Source organism: Aeromicrobium sp. Leaf272, from assembly GCF_001422865.1.
Taxonomy (GTDB): Bacteria; Actinomycetota; Actinomycetes; order Propionibacteriales; family Nocardioidaceae; genus Aeromicrobium.
In genome coordinates this window covers 406,443-422,426 of sequence record NZ_LMMY01000013.1, presented here as the reverse complement: position 1 = coordinate 422,426, position 15,984 = coordinate 406,443, and the positions used below count along the sequence as shown (strand labels likewise).

Genomic DNA, 15,984 nt, shown 5'->3' with positions numbered 1-15,984 from the left:
ACGCACGGTTCTTCCTTCGCGTGGACCGTGCCACGCGAAGGAAGCATCGTGGCGACGAAAAGGTGCCCGTACGGGCAGGGATTCTCCCTTCTCGTGGACCGTCCGACGCAAAAGGAGAATCCCTGCCCACCCGACGCGCGAACCGGCCCCGCGGACGCAAGATTCTGCCTTCGCGTGCTGAAGCCCGAACGATGCTGCGTTGGTGACGGGATCCGAACACGAACGCAGCATCCGTAGACGCCTCACGCACGAACGCAGAACCTTGCGTCCCCCCGAGCCGCGCTCCGAGAACCCAACCCGAGCCCGGACCCCGCCGCCGGTCGAGGCCCTTTCGGAGCGCAGGTCGACGACGAACCACAGCGACGCAGCGGCAAGGCACGACCTACCCGGAGCGACGCAGCAGCAGGTCGAGACCGAGCCGAAGCGACGCAGCCGCAGGTCGAGAACCAGCCGGAGCAGCGCAGCAGAAGGACGACGCGCCGACCCTTGCCTCTCCTGGGATCATGGAGGCATGACGCTCCCCACCGGTCTGCCCACGCTCACGGCCGGCGCCCACGACGCCGAGGCCGGCGAGGCGTGCGTCATGGAGTACGTCTCCGTGCTGGCCGGCGAGCCGTGGAGCGACCGCCCGGAGTGCACCCACCCGCTGCTCGCGCACGAGGCGAGGGTCGCGAACGACCTCTCCAGCGACGCCGACCGCCACCGCCTGGTCCCGCTCGTCGGACGCCTCTTCGGCACGAGCGAGGACTCGGTTGAGCTGCGGACCCGCCTGCGGCTGGCCCAGGCCCGCCAGGTTCTGCGTCTCGTCGATCCCACGGCACGGGCCGGCGCCCAGGGCTACGCGGACCGCACGCTCGCGCTGCTCGACGCCCACGATGACGACCTCCACGACAGCACGGACGTCGAGCAGGTGGCCGCGGCCTGGGAGGTCGCGCGGACGACCCCGAGTCGCGAGGGCGACCTCGACGAGGACCACGCCGACCATCACCGCAACGCATCGCGGATCATGGCGTTCGCCGCGGCCCCCGACCTGACCGCACCCGAGGCGTGGTCCCTCGCGACGCTCGCCGTCGCGCACCGCGTGGCTGCCGGCGAGTGCCGCGCCGACTGCGCCGACGGCCATGCCCGTGCTCGTCGCATGGTCCGCGACCTCGGCGAGCTGATCGACGTCTACGACGAGGTCACCGGCCGCGTCCCCGACCCCGTCTCGCCACGCGACGCTCGCACCCTCGCCGCCCACCTGTGAGCCCTGGCTCACGACGACGATGACGTCCAGGACGTGGGCCACCCTCGCGGTCGTCGTGCTGCTGGCGGGGTGCTCGGCGGGCGCTGACAGGGATGCGGCCGGTGGCGCCGACCCCCTCGCAGCGGGGTGCGACCTCGTCGCGGAGCACGTGGACCGCGACGTCGCACGGGACGACGTCGCAGCGATGCGCACGTTCGCCGACGCCCTCACTGCGGAGGCCGACACCCTGTCGACGTCCGACGCCGCCGAGCTCCGACCGCTGGCCCGTGCGGCTGCCGCAGTGGCGACGACCCCGACCGGCACCGAGGCCGCCGACGTGCACACCGACTACCTGAGGACGCTGGCGGCCACGGCCGACGTGTGCGAGGCCGCGGGCTCCCCCGCGACCTAGTGCCGCTCGCCCCTCGGGCTGCGGTGGGGTCAGGCGCGGCGCGACGTCCAGGCGAGCAGGTCGTCGACCGGCCACGTGTTGACGATGCGATCGGTGGGTACGCCCAGAGCGGCGGCGCGGGCGCACCCGTGGTCCAGGAAGTCGAGCTGACCGGGGGCGTGCGCGTCGGAGTCGATGCTGAACAGGCAGCCCGCGTCGAGCGCCAGGGCCACCAGGTCGTCCGGTGGGTCCGCCCTTTCGGGTCGGGCGTTGATCTCGACGGCCACGCCGTGCTCGGCGCACGCTGCGAAGACCCTCTTCGCGTCGAACCTGCTCTGCGGCCGCTTCCCCCGCGAGCCCTCCACGAGCCGGCCGGTGCAGTGGCCGAGCACGTCCGTGGCCGGGTGCCGCACCGCGCCGAGCATGCGCCGGGTCATCGCGATGCTGTCGGCCCGGAGGTCCGAGTGCACGCTGGCCACCACGACGTCGAGCCGGTCGAGCAGGACGTCGTCCTGGTCCAGCGACCCGTCCTTGTGGATGTCGACCTCGATGCCCGAGAGGACCCTGACGCCGTCGACCTCGGCGTCCACCTCGGCGAGGAGCTCCAGCTGCGCCTCGAGCCGGTCGGCCGTCAGCCCGTTCGCGATCGTCAGGCGTGGCGAGTGGTCGGTGATCGCGAGGTACTCGTGCCCGAGCCGAGCCGCGGTTCGAGCCATCAGCTCGAGCGGTGAACCGCCGTCGGACCAGTCCGTGTGGGCGTGCAGGTCGCCACGCAACATCGCCCGCACCTGCTCGCCGCCCGGGACGAGCGGACCCTCCCCCTGCTCCCGCAGCTCGACGAGGTAGGCGGGCACCCTCCCCTGCAGCGCCTCGACGACGACACCGGCCGTCCGCTCACCGATGCCGTCGACCGTCCGCAACCGACCCGCGGAGGCCAGCTGCTCGACGTCGTCACGCGAGGCGAGCGTGCGGGCGGCCCTGCGGAAGGCCTCGACCCGGTAGGTCGACCCACGGGAACGCTCCAGCCAGAAGCCGATCTCGTCGAGCGCCGACACGGGGTCCATGACGCCATCGTGTCGCGGTCGCCGAGGCGCCGCCAGTGCACGGGTACGGTCCTCCCATGGTCCGCCGTCGCGTCGTCGTCCACGGTCGGGTGCAGGGGGTCTTCTTCCGCGCCTCGTGCGAGCAGGAGGCGGGCCGCCTCGGCCTGGCCGGCTGGGTCACCAACCGACCCGACGGCACGGTCGAGGCGGCCTTCGAGGGTGAGCCGGCCGCCGTCGACCGGATGGTCGCCTGGTGCCGTGGCGGGCCTCCGCGCGCGTCGGTGACCGAGGTGGTCGTCACCGACGAGGTCCCGCAGGGCGAGTCGGGCTTCAGGACCGTCTGACCCCGACCCGGCTCAGAAGCCGAGCTTGCGCAGCTGCTTGGGGTCGCGCTGCCAGTCCTTGGCCACCTTCACGTGCAGGTCGAGGTGCACCGGCGTGCCGAGGAGGCGCTCGATCTGGCCGCGGGAGGTCGTGCCGATCTCCTTGAGCCGCGCACCCTTGCGACCGATCACGATGCCCTTCTGGCTGTCGCGCTCGACGTACACGTTGACCCGCACATCGAGCAACGGACGGTCGGCCGGACGGTCCTCGCGCGGGGTCATCTCGTCGACCACGACGGCGATGGAGTGCGGCAGCTCGTCGTGCACACCCTCCAGGGCGGCCTCGCGGACGATCTCGGCGACCAGCGTCGTCTCGGGCTCGTCGGTGAGCTGACCCTCGGGGTACAGGGCCGGGCCCTCGGGCAGCGTCGCCACCAGCAGGTCCGACAACAGGCCGACCTGGTCGCCGTTGACGGCCGAGACGGGCACGATCTCGCGCCACTCCAGACCAGCGGCACGACCGGCCTCCTGCACCGCCATCAGCTGCTCCCCGACCCGCTCGGGTGCCACCAGGTCGGTCTTGGTGACCACGGCCAGCACGGGCGCCCGCCGGATCCTGGCCAGCTCGGCGACGAGGAAGCGGTCCCCGGGGCCGATCTTCTGGTCGGCGGGGAAGCACATCGCGATCGTGTCGACCTCGGCCCAGGTGGTGCGGACGATGTCGTTGAGGCGTTGTCCCAGCGTGTTCCGCGGACGGTGCAGACCGGGCGTGTCGACCAGCACGAGCTGGGCGTCGGGGCGGTGCACGAGCCCACGGATGGCGTGCCGCGTGGTCTGCGGCTTGGACGACGTGATGGCGACCTTCTCACCCACCAGCGCGTTCGTGAGCGTGGACTTGCCGGCGTTGGGGCGACCGACGAAGCAGGCGAAGCCGGACCGGAAGCTCATGTGGTCGTCCTGTCGACGACCCGACCGGCCGGGTCGGCCAGGAGCACCGGCACCCCGTCGCCGGCGAGGTCGCGCACGGGCGCGACGTCGGGCAGGTCGTCGGCGACCACCAGGGCGGCCTCGAGGCCTCGCGCGCCCGACGACACCGCCATGGCCACGGCCAGCTCGAGCGCCCCGACCCGGACCGACGGGAGGTCGACCTGGGCGGCCGCGTAGGTGCGCCCGTCGAGGTCGCGCACGGCGGCCCCCGCGGGAGCCTGCGTGCGTGCTCGCGTGGCTCGTGCGAGGGTCACCAGCTTGGCGTCCTCCGGGGCGAGGGTCACCGGGTCGCTGTCGGGTCGGTCAGTCACGGGATCCTCCGTTGCTCGGCTCGGACACGGGCTCGGGCTCCAGGCGCGACACGTGCACGCGTCCGATGCGATTGCGGCGTCCGCTGGGTGCCTCGGCCACGAGCTTCAGACCATCGATCTCGACCGTGCTGCCGGGGATCGGCACCTTGCCGAGGTGCTTGGCGACCAGGCCGCCGACCGAGTCGACGTCCTCGTCGTCGAGGTCGATGTCGAACAGCTCGCCCAGGTCGTCGACGTCGTAGCGTGCGCTCACCCGGTAGGACCCGTCCGACAACGCCTCGAGCTCGTCGGGCTCGGTGTCGTACTCGTCGGTGATCTCGCCGACGATCTCCTCGAGGATGTCCTCGATGGTGACCATGCCCGACGTGCCGCCGAACTCGTCGACGACGATCGCGACGTGGGTGCGCTGCGCCTGCATCTCCTTCAGGAGGTCGTCGGCCGGCTTGGTGTCGGGGACGAACAGGCACGGTCGCATGATCGAGTCGACCTTCTCGGTGGACTCGGCCACGTGGTTGTCGAAGACGCGCTTGGTGACGTCCTTCAGGTAGGCCATTCCCAGGACGTCGTCGAGGTTCTCGCCGATCACGGGCACCCTCGAGTACCCGCTGCGCAGGCTGAGGGACATGGCCTGGCGCAGCGTCTTGGAGTGCTCGATGAACACGAGGTCGGGGCGCGGCACCATCACCTCGCGCACGATCGTGTCTCCCAGCTCGAAGACCGACTGGATCATCTTGGACTCGTCGGACTCGATGACGCTGCTGGCCGCCGCCAGGTCGACCAGCTCGCGGACCTCGACCTCCGAGGCGAACGGGCCCTCGCGGAAGCCACGTCCGGGCGTCAGGGCGTTGCCGACGACGATCAGCAGGCGCGGAACCGGCCCCAGGAGGGCCGTGATGAGGCGCACGGGCCCGGCGGACGCGAGCGCGACCGACTCGCTGTGCTGACGCCCGAGAGTGCGGGGCCCGACGCCGATGAGGACGTAGGAGACGACGACCATGATCGCCACGGCCACGCCGATCTGCCACCACAGTCCGTCGACGTAGTCGTCGACCACGAGGGCGACCAGGACGATGGCCGCCGTCTCGCACACGACCCGCAGCAGCAGCACGGCGTTCAGGGCCGGGGCGGGGTCCTCGAGGATGCGGCTGAGCGCCGCCGCACCACCGCGACCCTCGTCGCCGAGCTCGGCCGCGCGTGCGCGCGAGAACGAGGACAGAGCGGCGTCGATGCTCGCGAACAGACCAGCGAGGATCGCCAGGACGATCGACGCGACGATCGCCACGGTCATCGGGGCGTGTCCTTCGGCTCGACGGCTCCGGACCCGGTGGCCAGGGAGCCCTCCTCGACGTCCGTGCCGGCAGCCGCTCGCTGCCACTCCAGGAGCAGACGTCCCTGGATGCCGAACATCTCGGCGTGCTCCTCGGCGGTGGCGTGGTCGTAGCCCAGCAGGTGGAGGATGCCGTGCACGGTGAGCAGCTCGATCTCGTCGGACGGATCGTGCCCGGCCGCCGGGGCCTGCTGCGCCGCCACCTGGGGGCAGAGCGCGATGTCGCCGAGGTAGCCCTCGGGCTCCTCCTCGGGCTCGCGGTCCTGCCGGCCCGGCGAGAGCTCGTCCATGGGGAAGGAGAGCACGTCGGTGGGGCCCTTCTTGCCCATCCACTGCTCGTTGAGCACGGCGATGGTGTCGGTGTCGACCAGGCGGACGGTCAGCTCGGTGGCCGGGTGCAGCCGCATGCGGCGCATGACGAACCGGCAGAGCCGGGTGAGGGCGACGACGTCGACGCCCTGCCCCGACTCATCGAGGACGTCGACGTTCATGGTCCACCTGCCCCGGGCCCGACGCCGACTCGAAGGCGTCGTAGGCGGCGACGATGCGACCGACCAGCTTGTGGCGGACGACGTCCTGCGACGTGAGCGTGGAGAAGTGGATGTCCTTGACGTCGGCGAGGATGTCGCGCACGACGCGCAGACCGCTCTTCTGGCCCGACGGCAGGTCGACCTGGCTGACGTCGCCGGTGACGACGATCTGGGAGCCGAAGCCGAGCCGGGTGAGGAACATCTTCATCTGCTCGGGGGTGGTGTTCTGCGCCTCGTCGAGGATGATGAACGCGTCCTGCAGGGTGCGGCCGCGCATGTACGCCAGCGGCGCGATCTCGATGGTCCCGCTGGTGAGCAGCTTGGGGATCGTCTCGGGATCGAGCATGTCGTGCAGCGCGTCGTAGAGCGGACGCAGGTACGGATCGATCTTCTCGCTGAGCGTGCCGGGCAGGTATCCCAGCCGCTCCCCCGCCTCGACCGCGGGCCGCGTGAGGATGATGCGGGTGATCTCCTTGGCCTGCAGCGCCTGCACGGCCTTGGCCATGGCGAGGTAGGTCTTGCCGGTGCCGGCCGGGCCGATGCCGAAGACGATCGTGTGCTTGTCGATCGCGTCGACGTACTTCTTCTGGTTGAGCGTCTTGGGCCGGATGGTGCGGCCACGGTTGCTCAGGATGTTCAGGCTGAGCACCTCGGCCGGGCGCTCCTGCGTCTCGGTGCGGAGCATCGAGATGCTGCGCTCGACCGTCTCGGCCGTGAGGCCCTGGCCGGTGCGCACGATGGCGACGAGCTCGTCGAGCAGCCGCTCCACGAGGGCCACCTCGCCGGGCTCGCCGGTGACGGTCACGACGTTGCCGCGCGCGTGCACGGTGGCGTCGAAGGCGTCCTCGACGATGCGCAGGAACGCGTCGGCCGGACCGTAGAGGGCGACGGTGTCGATGCTGGTCGGGACGGTGAAGGTGTGGGGTCGCTGGTCCCCGGGCAAGTCAGAAGTCATGTCTGTCCACCATCGTACGGGGGGCAGGCGACACGCGCGCAACCCACGACCGGCGTCGCGGGCTCGTCCCGTGGCCGACGAGGACCCGGAACCCGGGGACGTCAGCCTGGGGGCCAGCCCAGCGCACGCCCGGCGAGGACGTGACCGTGGCAGTGGAAGACGGTCTGGTGGGCGTCGGCGCCGGTGTTGAACACGAGTCGGTAGGAGCCGCCCGCCTCCTGCGCCACGCGACGCGCGAGCCGCAGCAGCCCGACCGCCGCCTCCGGCTCGGCCTCGGCGAGGCTGCCGACGTCGGGCTGGTGGACCCGCGGGATCACCAGCACGTGGGTGGGCGCCTGCGGGCTGATGTCGCGGAACGCGAGCGCGTGCTCGTCCTCGGCCACCACGTCGGCGGGAACCCGACCGGCGACGATCGCGCAGAACAGGCAGTCGTCTTGGCTCATGGTCCCTTCCTACCGCACCTCAGCGGAAGGCGTCCTTGATGCGCCCGAACATGCCGTGCCGGTGCGTCGAGCCCATCTGTGCCTCGGGACGGTCCTCGCCGCGCAGCTCGGCCAGCTGCTTGAGCAGCTCGCGCTGCTCGTCGTCGAGCCGGTCCGGGGTCTCGACGACCATCTCGACCACGAGGTCGCCGCGACCGGGGCCGCGCAGCCGCGGCACGCCCTGGCCACGCAGCGTCAGGGTCTCGCCGGACTGCGTTCCGGCCGGCACCTCCAGGCCCACGGTGTCGGGCCCGTCCTGGTCGGCCAGGTCGGCCTCGAGCGTCGGCAGGTCGACGTGCGTGCCGAGGGCCGCAGCGGTCATCGGCAGGGTGACCTGGCAGCGCAGCTGGTCGCCCTTGCGGGTGAAGACGGGGTGACGGGCCACCTCGACCTCGATGTAGAGGTCGCCGGGGGGTCCTCCGCCGGGGCCGACCTCGCCCTCGCCGGCCAGCTGGATGCGGGTGCCCTGGTCGACGCCGGCAGGGATCGAGACGGTCAGCGAGCGACGCGACCGGACCCGGCCGTCGCCGTTGCACTCGTGGCACGGGTCGGGGATGACCGAGCCGAAGCCGTGGCAGGTCGGGCACGGGCGGGCGGTCCGGACGCTGCCCAGCGGCGTGCGCTGCACGTGCTGCACCTCGCCGTGCCCGTGGCACGTGCCGCAGGTGACGGCCTCGGAGTCGTCCTCGGCCCCGCTGCCGTCGCAGCGCGTGCACACGACCGCCGTGTCGACCTTGATGTCGTGGGTGACGCCGAACGCGGCCTCCGCGAGGTCGACCTGCAGGCGCAGCAGGGCGTCCTGCCCGCGCTGGACGCGCGATCGCGGCCCGCGGGTGTTGCCCCCGCCGCCGAAGAACGCGTCCATGATGTCGTCGAAGCTGAAGCCGCCGCCGGCGAAGCCGCCCGCGCCGCCCCCGCCGCCGAGCGGGTTGCCGCCGCGGTCGTAGACCGACTTCTTCTGCGGGTCGGAGAGCACCTCGTAGGCGGTGGTGACCTCCTTGAAACGGTCGGCCGCGTCGGGTGCGTCGTTCACGTCGGGGTGCAGCTGGCGCGCGAGCCGGCGGTACGCCTTCTTGAGCTCCTCGGGCGTCGCCGACCGGGACACGCCCAGCAGCTCGTAGTAGTCCTGTGCCATTGGTCCTCGTCCTGTTCAGCCGTCCGCCAGCTGTCGCCCGACGTAGCGGGCGACCGCGCCGACGGCGGCCATGGTTCCTGGATAGTCCATGCGGGTGGGTCCGAGCGTGCCCAACGTGGCGAGCGCCTGCTCGGGGGTGCCGTACGCCGAGGAGACGACGGCGGTGCCCGCCAGTCCCTCGCTACCGGTCTCGAGGCCGATGCGCACGGTGGGGTCGGTGGTCGCCTCGCCGAGGAGCTTCAGGAGCACGACCTGCTCCTCGAGCGCCTCGAGGACGGGGCGGATCGAGGAGTCGAAGTCGCGGCCGAAGCGCGCCAGGTTGGCGGTGCCGCCGACGGCGATGCGCTCGTCGGACCGCTCGTCGGAGAACACGTGCGTGAGCGTGGTGACCACCGACGTGACGAGAGGCCGGTCGGTCTCGGCGAACGTGCCGATCACCTCGGCCAGGCGCAGCGACGCCTCGGGCAGCCGCTGCCCGATGGTGGCGGTCATGATGCGTGAGCGCACGTCGGACAGCAGCACGTCGCCCGGCGTGGACTCGAGCTCGACGACGCGCTGCTCCACCCGGCCGCTGCTGGTGATCACCACGAGCAGCACGCGTGCGTGCTCGAGCGCGACGACCTCGACGTGGCGCACGGTGGAGCGGGTCAGCGACGGGTACTGCACGATCGCGACCTGGTTGGTCAGCTGGGCCAGCACCTTGACGCTGCGCTGCACGACGTCGTCGACGTCGACCGCTCCCCCGAGGAAGGTCTCGATGGCGCGTCGCTCGGGCGTCGAGAGCGCCTTCACCTGGGACAGCCGGTCGACGAACAGCCGGTAGCCCTTGTCGGTGGGCACCCGGCCCGCGCTCGTGTGCGGCTGCGCGATGTAGCCCTCGTCCTCCAGGGCCGCCATGTCGTTGCGGATGGTCGCCGGCGAGACACCGAGCTGGTGCCGCTCCACGAGCGCCCGGGAGCCCACGGGCTCCTGGGTCTCGACGTAGTCCTCGACGATGGCGCGCAGCACCTCGAGGCGACGGTCGTCAGAGGCGAGTCTTCGGTCCTCCGGCACGGCGGTCTCCTCTCTGCTGATCGGGCCTGCTGGGTCGTGACGGCCCCGGGGCGCGCAGACGGGGCACGACGACGCGGCGTGGCGCTTTGGCACTCACCCAGGGCAAGTGCCAGTCTAACGAGGTGGGAGCAATCGGGAGCGAGGGAGAGGTCGTCTCGGTCACGGGCACCACGCGTACCCTCACCTACCGACCTCGTCGGGTCACCCTCTCCGACGGCACCTTCCTCATGCACGAGTCGCGTGGCGGCACCCTCAGCTCGGTCTGGGCCGCCGACCTCGGCGACCTGTTCGTCGAGGTGGTGCACCTGGGCCACGGCCCCCTGGGCGGCGAGCTGGTGCTCGTCGTCCCCGACGGCGACGTGGTCGCGCTCGGCGACCTCGTCCCCCCGCTCGACACGGTCCCGTCGACCGTCACGCCCAGCTGGCCGGCCGCCGTGGACCTCGCCGTCGGGCTCACCCGCCCTTCGACCCGCATCCTCACCAGCAGCGGACCCATCGCCCGCGAGGACCTGGAGGACTTCCACCAGACGCTGCTCGGGGTGCTGCATGGCTGAGGCCAGGCACCCGGGGCGCTACGGCCAGGACGTGCTGGCCGGCGACTGGAAGGCTCCCCCGCGCGGTCGCTCCACCGAGGCCCCTGCCGACCTCGGCATCGTGGTCGAGGAGGTCACCTCGGGGTGGGTCGGCGAGGTCGTCCGCGTGGAGCGCGACCTCGGCATGGTGATGCTGGAGGACCGCCACCTGCGTCGCAAGTCGTTCCCGCTCGGACCGGGCTTCCTCCTGGAGGGCCGGCCGGTCGTGCTCGTCGCTCCGGTCGCGGCGGCACCGAAGGCCGCGGCCCGCACCGCGTCCGGGTCGCGTGCGGTCGCCGGACAGCGTGCACGGGTCGCCCTGCCCAGCCGGATCCTCGTCGAGGGCAAGCACGACGCCGAGCTCGTCGAGAAGGTGTGGGGCGACGACCTGCGGGTGGAGGGCGTGGCCGTGGAGATGCTGCACGGCGTGGACGACCTCGTCGGGGTTGTCGACGACTTCGACCCCGGTCCCCACCGTCGCCTCGGCATCCTCGTCGACCACCTCGTCCCGGGGTCCAAGGAGTCGCGCATCGCTGCGAGGCTCTCGGACCGCGACCACGTGCTCGTCGTCGGGCACCCCTACGTCGACGTGTGGCAGGCCGTGAAGCCGGGTCGTCTCGGCGTGGACGCCTGGCCCGTGGTCCCGCGCAGCATCGAGTGGAAGCGTGGGATCTGCGCGGCCTTCGGCTGGCCGCACGCCGAGCAGGCCGACATCGCTCGCGCGTGGCAGCACATCCTCTCGCGCGTCCGGTCGTGGACCGACCTGGAGCCGGAGTTCCTGGGCCGGGTCGAGGAGCTCATCGACTTCGTCACCGCTCCCTGAGCGGCACGGCGTCTCGCGAGGCCCACCGACGAGGACCGTCAGCCCGGCCCGACCACCGGCCCGAGCACCGGGGCGACCACGTCGTCGAGCCAGTCCGCTCGTGGCACGGCGACGCCCCGAGTGGTGCCGTCGTCCCGTACTTCCAGGTCGGCCACGCCGAGCAGCACGTCCGTGCCCCTGGTGCCTGAGGCGTTGTGCGCATAGAGGTAGGCGCGCAGCTCGCCGCGCACCTGGACGGTGCGCCGCCACGAGAACCGGAAGTAGGCGGAGGAGAACGTGAAGGTCTCCGCCGGCGCCCGGTCCAGCGGCGCGCCCAGCGCGACCGTGTAGGCGACCGGACGCCCCCACCGGTCGGGCTCGCTCGCCGCGCCGCGCACCGCCACCATCCCGTCCGTCGCCTCGAGCGACTCCAGGACGCCCGACGGCGACCCGTCCGACGTGGGGTAGCGGATGAAGCCGGACGGCCACCCCGTGCCTCGTCGCACGGTGCGCCACATGAAGGTCCGGTTCATGTTGTCCTCGGAGACGACGATGGAACCGTCCGCACGGACCCGCTCCACGACGGCGACGTGCCCCTTCTTGCCGGCCAGTCCTCGGTCGGCCTTCCACCAGGCCACGTCGCCACGGCGTGGTGCCGAAGCGCTCACCCGCAGTCCGGCGGCCCGAGCGGCCGCGCCCCACGTGAGGGCGGCGTCGGTGCCGGGCGGTCGCGCGACCAGTCGGTTCCTGGTGAGTCGGTACGCGACGTAGTTCGTGCAGCTGCGACCGGGCGTCATGTTCCAGTACGACCGCGACCGGACCGACGCGTAGCCGCCGTGGGTGTACCCCTTGGCGGCGCACTGCTTGTATCCCGTGCACAGCACGGTGCGTGGTGCCGCGTCCGCAGACGTCGGCACACTGATGATGGCCATGCCGATCAGCATGCTGATCAGAGCTGGCCAATGCGCGATGCGCATTGCTCCCTCGCCAACTCCCCCGAGTCGTTTCTTGCTCCCAGGAGCACCGTAGGACCGTGCCTTTGGTCACGCCATCCGAATGACGAAAGTCCCTTGGACTGGGGCGGGCGTCCTAGTCCGTGAGGTCCCGGACCACGGCGTCGGCGAGCAGGCGGCCCTCCAGGGTGAGCACGAGACGCGCGTCCACGACGTCGACCAGACCGCGCGCGGCGAGCACCGGCACCTGCGCCCGCACCGAGGGGTCGAGCGCCGCCACAGGCAGACCGGACCTCAGCCGGATCTCCAGCATGATCCGCTCGAGAGCGGCCGTGGGGTCGTCGATGTCCTCACCGTCGGCCTCGACCGGGTCGCCCGCAGCCAGTCGCTGCGCGTAGGCGGCAGGATGCTTGACGTTCCACCAGCGCCGTCGGTCGACGTAGGAGTGCGCGCCCGGACCCACGCCCCACCACTCGGCGCCGTGCCAGTACAGCAGGTTGTGGCGGCACTGTGCGGCCTCGTCGCGGGCCCAGTTCGACAGCTCGTACCAACCCAGGCCCGCTGCGGTGAGGGTCGCGTCGGCGAGCAGGTACTTGTCGGCGGTCTCGTCGTCGTCGGGCATGACCACCTCGCCGCGCCGGACCTTGCGCGCGAAGGCCGTCCCGTCCTCCACGATGAGCGCGTAGGCGCTGACGTGGTCGGGCTCGAGGGAGACCGCCTGGTCCAGGCTGGTCCGCCAGTCGTCCATCGACTCGCCCGGGGTGCCGTAGATGAGGTCGAGGCTCACCTGCTCGAACCCGGCCTCCCGGGCCCAGCGCACCGCGTCGGGGACGCGGGCGGGGTCGTGCGTCCGGTCCAGCGTGGCGAGCACGTGCGGCACGGCGGACTGCACCCCGAAGGAGATGCGGGTGAAGCCGCCCTCGCGCAGGCGTGCCAGCGACGCCGGCGTGACGCTGTCGGGGTTGGCCTCCGTGGTCACCTCGGCACCCGGGCGCAGCCCGAGGTGCTCGTCGATCGACCGGAGCACGCCGACGAGGTCGTCGGCGGGGAGCTGGGTGGGGGTGCCTCCCCCGAAGAAGACCGTCTCGACCGGCCGGGGCCCGACGGCCTCGGCCATGCGCCGCACCTCCTGCAGCGCCGAGGAGGCGTACGTCGCGCGGGTGGCACCCTCGCCGAGCTCGTCGGCGGTGTAGGTGTTGAAGTCGCAGTAGCCGCAGCGGACCGAGCAGAACGGGACGTGGACGTACACACCGAATCCGGCTGCCGTCGCGGGCACGCCGGACGGCCCGCCCCCGGTGTCGGGAGCGGGCCGTTCGGTCGAGGTCATGGACTAAGCGTAGAAGCCGTCCAGGATGTGCTTGTAGTTCGACTCCACCACGTTGCGCTTGACCTTCATGCTCGGCGTGATCTCGCCGGACTCGATCGACAGGTCGTGGTCCAGGATGGCGAACTTCTTGATCGTCTCCCAGCGGTTGATCTTGGAGTTGAGCTCGTCGATCTGGCCGGAGATCACCTCGTGCATCTGCGGCGAGGAGACGACCTCGGAGTAGGACTTGCCCTCCATGCCGTGCGCCGTGGCCCACTCGGCGACCGCGTCGGGATCGAGCGTGATGAGAGCGGAGCAGAAGTTGCGCTCGTTGCCGTGCACCACGATCTGGCTGGTCAGCGAGCTGATGCCCTTGAAGATGCCCTCGATGTGCGGCGGAGCCACGTACTTGCCGCCGGAGGTCTTGAAGAGCTCCTTCTTGCGGCCCGTGATGTAGAGGAAGCCGTCCTCGTCGAGACGGCCCTCGTCGCCGGTGTGCAGCCACCCGTCCTCGGTGAGCGACGAGGCGCTCTCGGAGTCGAGGTTGTGGTAGCCCTGCATGACGTGCGGGCCCTTGACGAGGACCTCGCCGTCCTCGGCGATGCGGATCTCGCTGCCGGGCATCGGGATGCCGACCGAGCCGAGCTTGAAGTCGGTCGGGTGGTTGACCGTGGCGCCGGCGGAGTTCTCGGTGAGCCCGTAGCCCTCGAGGATGAGGACGCCGGCGGCGTGGAACCACTCGGCGATGTCGGGCGAGAGCGCCGCGGCACCGGAGATGAAGAACCGCACGCGGCCGCCGAAGCGGTCGCGCACCTTCGAGAACACGAGCTTGTCGGCCACACCGTGCTTGGCCTTGAGGACCGGCGAGATCGGCTTGCCGGCGCGCACCGCGCGCGAGTGCTCGATGCCCACCTTCTCGGCCCACTTGAAGATCTTGAGCTTCGCGCCGCCCTCGGCCTCGGTCATGCCGACGATGCGGCCGTAGGCCTTCTCGAAGATGCGGGGCGCCGCACCCATGAACGTCGGCTTGACGATCGCCAGGTTGTCGACGATCTTCGGCACGCGCCCGTCGATGGCCGTGGCGAAGCCGATCTGCAGCTGGGTCGAGAGGAGCACCTTGCCGAAGGAGTGCGCCATCGGCAGCCAGAGGAACTGCAGGTCGTCGGCGGTCAGGTAGCCGCCTGCGGCGATGCACGCGCCCTCGTAGGTCCAGCCGTCGTGCAGGAGACGCACGCCCTTCGGACGGCCGGTCGTGCCGGACGTGTAGATGAGCGTCGCGAGCGACTGCGGCGTGATGGCCGCGACCCGGTCCTTGACGGCGTCCGGGTTGGCGGCGAGGTGGTCGCGGCCGAGCTGCTCGAGGTCGTCGAAGCCGATGACCCAGTCGCCGTCGGGCGTGCCGTCGTAGACGACGACCTTCGTGACGGAGGGGAGCTCGGAGTGCTTCTCGCGCAGCTTGGCGACCTGCTCGTCGTCCTCGGCGAAGACGATGCGGCTGTCGGAGTCGGCCAGGATGTAGGCGACGTCGCTGGCCATCGTGGTCGGGTACACGGTGGTGGTGGCGGCACCGGCAGCCAGCACGGCGAGGTCGGAGAAGATCCACTCCACACGGGTGCCGGACGCGATGGCCACGCGCTCCTCCGGGCCGATGCCGAGTGCCAGCAGGCCGGCCGCGAGCGCCGTCACCTGCTCGCCGGTCTGGGCCCAGGTCAGCGAGTGCCAGACCTCGTTCTCGTCGGGGTAGCGGTAGGCCTCCCGGTTCGGGGTCTGCTCCACACGGTCGTAGAACATGCGGGCCACGTTGGGCGCACGGTCCTCGACGATCTTGAGCTGCTCGGGGGTGGCGGTCACAGGCATGGATGTCCTCACACGACGTTCCGGGGGAATGTGGTGCCGCTCACCCTAACCTACTGGTCGGTCGCTTCTCGGGGCACCGGACGAGTGGTTGCGCACCTCATCGATCTGCCGCGCGATCTTGGCCGAGACCCTCGGTTCGGCCTGGAACGACGGCAGTCTCGCCCGATCCGTCGTGAGGGCACGGAAGGCCGCCCCGACGGTGAGGTCGTGGTCGCGACGTTCGACGACCCGCACCGGGTCGCCCGCCTGGACGACGCCCTCCTGCACGACCCTGAGGTACGCACCGACGACCCCGTGCTCGGCGAAGCGCCTCACCCAACGAGGCTCGTCGACGAACCCCTGGAAGACCGCACAGGGGATGCGCACGTCGCACACCTCGAGGAGCGTCGAGCCGACCGCCCACCGCTCCCCCAGCCGCGCGTCCTGCACGTCGAGCCCGCGCGTGGTGAGGTTCTCGCCGAACTGTCCGGCCACGAACGTGCGACCGGCCAGCTCGGACCAGCGCTCGAGGTCCTCGGCGGCGTAGGCGTAGACCGCCTGGTCCGGACCGCCGTGGTGCTTGGTGTCGGCGATCTCGTCACCCTCGAGCCCGAGGCGGTGGACCTGGACGGGCCCGGCGACGGGACGCTTGTCGATCCCCGACCGCCCGAGCTTCCCCCACGGGACGTCGACGACCTTGCCGACGTTCACGGACACGACGTGCGCACTCACGAGCGCATCCTACGAATCCTC

General features: G+C 71.5%; 18 protein-coding genes. 5 read left to right on the top strand and 13 right to left on the bottom strand.

Annotation, left to right across the window (positions count from 1 at the left end):
- Positions 1-511: 511 nt before the first annotated feature.
- On the top strand, positions 512-1,246 hold the full coding sequence (locus ASF38_RS11225; RefSeq protein WP_056576104.1) for a hypothetical protein: 735 nt from the start codon (positions 512-514) through the stop codon (positions 1,244-1,246).
- Between the two features lie 19 nt (positions 1,247-1,265).
- Entirely contained in the window at positions 1,266-1,637 is a 372-nt protein-coding gene (locus tag ASF38_RS11220; protein WP_056576102.1) for a hypothetical protein, read from the top strand.
- 29 nt (positions 1,638-1,666) lie between these two features.
- Here ASF38_RS11220 and ASF38_RS11215 read toward each other — a convergent pair whose 3' ends face one another.
- A complete protein-coding gene (locus tag ASF38_RS11215; protein WP_056576100.1) occupies positions 1,667-2,680 on the bottom strand; it encodes a PHP domain-containing protein in 1,014 nt (337 codons plus the stop codon).
- A gap of 56 nt (positions 2,681-2,736) precedes the next feature.
- Here ASF38_RS11215 and ASF38_RS11210 point away from each other — a divergent pair, with 56 nt between their 5' ends.
- The gene (locus tag ASF38_RS11210; RefSeq protein ID WP_055965315.1) at positions 2,737-3,003 is read left to right on the top strand and encodes an acylphosphatase; all 267 of its coding nucleotides are present in this window, start codon (positions 2,737-2,739) and stop codon (positions 3,001-3,003) included.
- 12 nt (positions 3,004-3,015) lie between these two features.
- Here ASF38_RS11210 and era read toward each other — a convergent pair whose 3' ends face one another.
- The 8 genes from era to hrcA form a co-directional block, all read right to left on the bottom strand.
- Positions 3,016-3,930 carry a GTPase Era gene (era, locus tag ASF38_RS11205; protein WP_056555345.1) on the bottom strand — a complete coding sequence of 305 codons (915 nt, stop codon included), beginning with the start codon at positions 3,928-3,930 and terminating at the stop codon, positions 3,016-3,018.
- Positions 3,927-4,280, bottom strand: coding sequence for a cytidine deaminase (locus ASF38_RS11200; RefSeq protein WP_056555341.1), 354 nt, complete (start codon positions 4,278-4,280; stop codon positions 3,927-3,929). The genes era and ASF38_RS11200 overlap by 4 nt, the downstream gene beginning before the upstream one ends.
- Complete coding sequence (locus ASF38_RS11195) at positions 4,273-5,568, bottom strand: hemolysin family protein (protein WP_055965307.1); 1,296 nt, start codon at positions 5,566-5,568, stop codon at positions 4,273-4,275. Before ASF38_RS11195 ends, ASF38_RS11200 begins: the two co-directional genes overlap by 8 nt.
- Positions 5,565-6,098, bottom strand: coding sequence for an rRNA maturation RNase YbeY (gene ybeY / locus ASF38_RS11190; protein ID WP_055965304.1), 534 nt, complete (start codon positions 6,096-6,098; stop codon positions 5,565-5,567). Before ybeY ends, ASF38_RS11195 begins: the two co-directional genes overlap by 4 nt.
- Complete coding sequence (locus tag ASF38_RS11185) at positions 6,076-7,092, bottom strand: PhoH family protein (protein WP_055965301.1); 1,017 nt, start codon at positions 7,090-7,092, stop codon at positions 6,076-6,078. The genes ybeY and ASF38_RS11185 overlap by 23 nt, the downstream gene beginning before the upstream one ends.
- Positions 7,093-7,193: 101 nt before the next feature.
- A complete protein-coding gene (locus ASF38_RS11180; RefSeq protein WP_055965297.1) occupies positions 7,194-7,535 on the bottom strand; it encodes a histidine triad nucleotide-binding protein in 342 nt (113 codons plus the stop codon).
- Between the two features lie 19 nt (positions 7,536-7,554).
- Positions 7,555-8,709 carry a molecular chaperone DnaJ gene (gene dnaJ, locus ASF38_RS11175; RefSeq protein WP_055965294.1) on the bottom strand — a complete coding sequence of 385 codons (1,155 nt, stop codon included), beginning with the start codon at positions 8,707-8,709 and terminating at the stop codon, positions 7,555-7,557.
- 15 nt (positions 8,710-8,724) lie between these two features.
- Positions 8,725-9,762 (bottom strand): heat-inducible transcriptional repressor HrcA, encoded by a 1,038-nt coding sequence (gene hrcA / locus ASF38_RS11170; RefSeq protein ID WP_055965289.1) that lies wholly within the window; start codon positions 9,760-9,762, stop codon positions 8,725-8,727.
- Between the two features lie 122 nt (positions 9,763-9,884).
- On the opposite strand from hrcA, the gene ASF38_RS11165 reads away from it, so the two are divergent.
- Together ASF38_RS11165 and ASF38_RS11160 are read left to right on the top strand one after the other, a co-directional pair.
- On the top strand, positions 9,885-10,316 hold the full coding sequence (locus ASF38_RS11165) for a hypothetical protein (protein ID WP_056555338.1): 432 nt from the start codon (positions 9,885-9,887) through the stop codon (positions 10,314-10,316).
- Complete coding sequence (locus tag ASF38_RS11160) at positions 10,309-11,157, top strand: DUF3097 domain-containing protein (RefSeq protein ID WP_056576098.1); 849 nt, start codon at positions 10,309-10,311, stop codon at positions 11,155-11,157. The genes ASF38_RS11165 and ASF38_RS11160 overlap by 8 nt, the downstream gene beginning before the upstream one ends.
- A gap of 38 nt (positions 11,158-11,195) precedes the next feature.
- On the opposite strand, the gene ASF38_RS11155 is transcribed toward ASF38_RS11160, so the two are convergent.
- The 4 genes from ASF38_RS11155 to ASF38_RS11140 form a co-directional block, all read right to left on the bottom strand.
- Positions 11,196-12,068 (bottom strand): CHAP domain-containing protein, encoded by an 873-nt coding sequence (locus ASF38_RS11155; RefSeq protein WP_162237350.1) that lies wholly within the window; start codon positions 12,066-12,068, stop codon positions 11,196-11,198.
- A 157-nt stretch (positions 12,069-12,225) separates the two neighbouring features.
- Positions 12,226-13,416, bottom strand: a complete 1,191-nt coding sequence (gene hemW, locus ASF38_RS11150) for a radical SAM family heme chaperone HemW (RefSeq protein ID WP_056576092.1) — start codon at positions 13,414-13,416, stop codon at positions 12,226-12,228.
- A 3-nt stretch (positions 13,417-13,419) separates the two neighbouring features.
- A complete protein-coding gene (locus ASF38_RS11145; protein ID WP_055965272.1) occupies positions 13,420-15,252 on the bottom strand; it encodes a long-chain fatty acid--CoA ligase in 1,833 nt (610 codons plus the stop codon).
- A gap of 45 nt (positions 15,253-15,297) precedes the next feature.
- Entirely contained in the window at positions 15,298-15,963 is a 666-nt protein-coding gene (locus ASF38_RS11140) for an MOSC domain-containing protein (protein ID WP_056576089.1), read from the bottom strand.
- Between the last annotated feature and the right edge of the window lie 21 nt (positions 15,964-15,984).

Coding starts and splice junctions, on each gene's coding strand:
- ASF38_RS11225 (WP_056576104.1), top strand. CDS start 512: ATGACGCTCCCCACCGGTCTGCCCACGCTCACGGCCGGCGCCCACGAC.
- ASF38_RS11220 (WP_056576102.1), top strand. CDS start 1,266: ATGACGTCCAGGACGTGGGCCACCCTCGCGGTCGTCGTGCTGCTGGCG.
- ASF38_RS11215 (WP_056576100.1), bottom strand. CDS start 2,680: ATGGACCCCGTGTCGGCGCTCGACGAGATCGGCTTCTGGCTGGAGCGT.
- ASF38_RS11210 (WP_055965315.1), top strand. CDS start 2,737: ATGGTCCGCCGTCGCGTCGTCGTCCACGGTCGGGTGCAGGGGGTCTTC.
- era (WP_056555345.1), bottom strand. CDS start 3,930: ATGAGCTTCCGGTCCGGCTTCGCCTGCTTCGTCGGTCGCCCCAACGCC.
- ASF38_RS11195 (WP_055965307.1), bottom strand. CDS start 5,568: ATGACCGTGGCGATCGTCGCGTCGATCGTCCTGGCGATCCTCGCTGGT.
- ybeY (WP_055965304.1), bottom strand. CDS start 6,098: ATGAACGTCGACGTCCTCGATGAGTCGGGGCAGGGCGTCGACGTCGTC.
- ASF38_RS11185 (WP_055965301.1), bottom strand. CDS start 7,092: ATGACTTCTGACTTGCCCGGGGACCAGCGACCCCACACCTTCACCGTC.
- ASF38_RS11180 (WP_055965297.1), bottom strand. CDS start 7,535: ATGAGCCAAGACGACTGCCTGTTCTGCGCGATCGTCGCCGGTCGGGTT.
- dnaJ (WP_055965294.1), bottom strand. CDS start 8,709: ATGGCACAGGACTACTACGAGCTGCTGGGCGTGTCCCGGTCGGCGACG.
- ASF38_RS11160 (WP_056576098.1), top strand. CDS start 10,309: ATGGCTGAGGCCAGGCACCCGGGGCGCTACGGCCAGGACGTGCTGGCC.
- ASF38_RS11155 (WP_162237350.1), bottom strand. CDS start 12,068: ATGGCCATCATCAGTGTGCCGACGTCTGCGGACGCGGCACCACGCACC.
- hemW (WP_056576092.1), bottom strand. CDS start 13,416: ATGACCTCGACCGAACGGCCCGCTCCCGACACCGGGGGCGGGCCGTCC.
- ASF38_RS11145 (WP_055965272.1), bottom strand. CDS start 15,252: ATGCCTGTGACCGCCACCCCCGAGCAGCTCAAGATCGTCGAGGACCGT.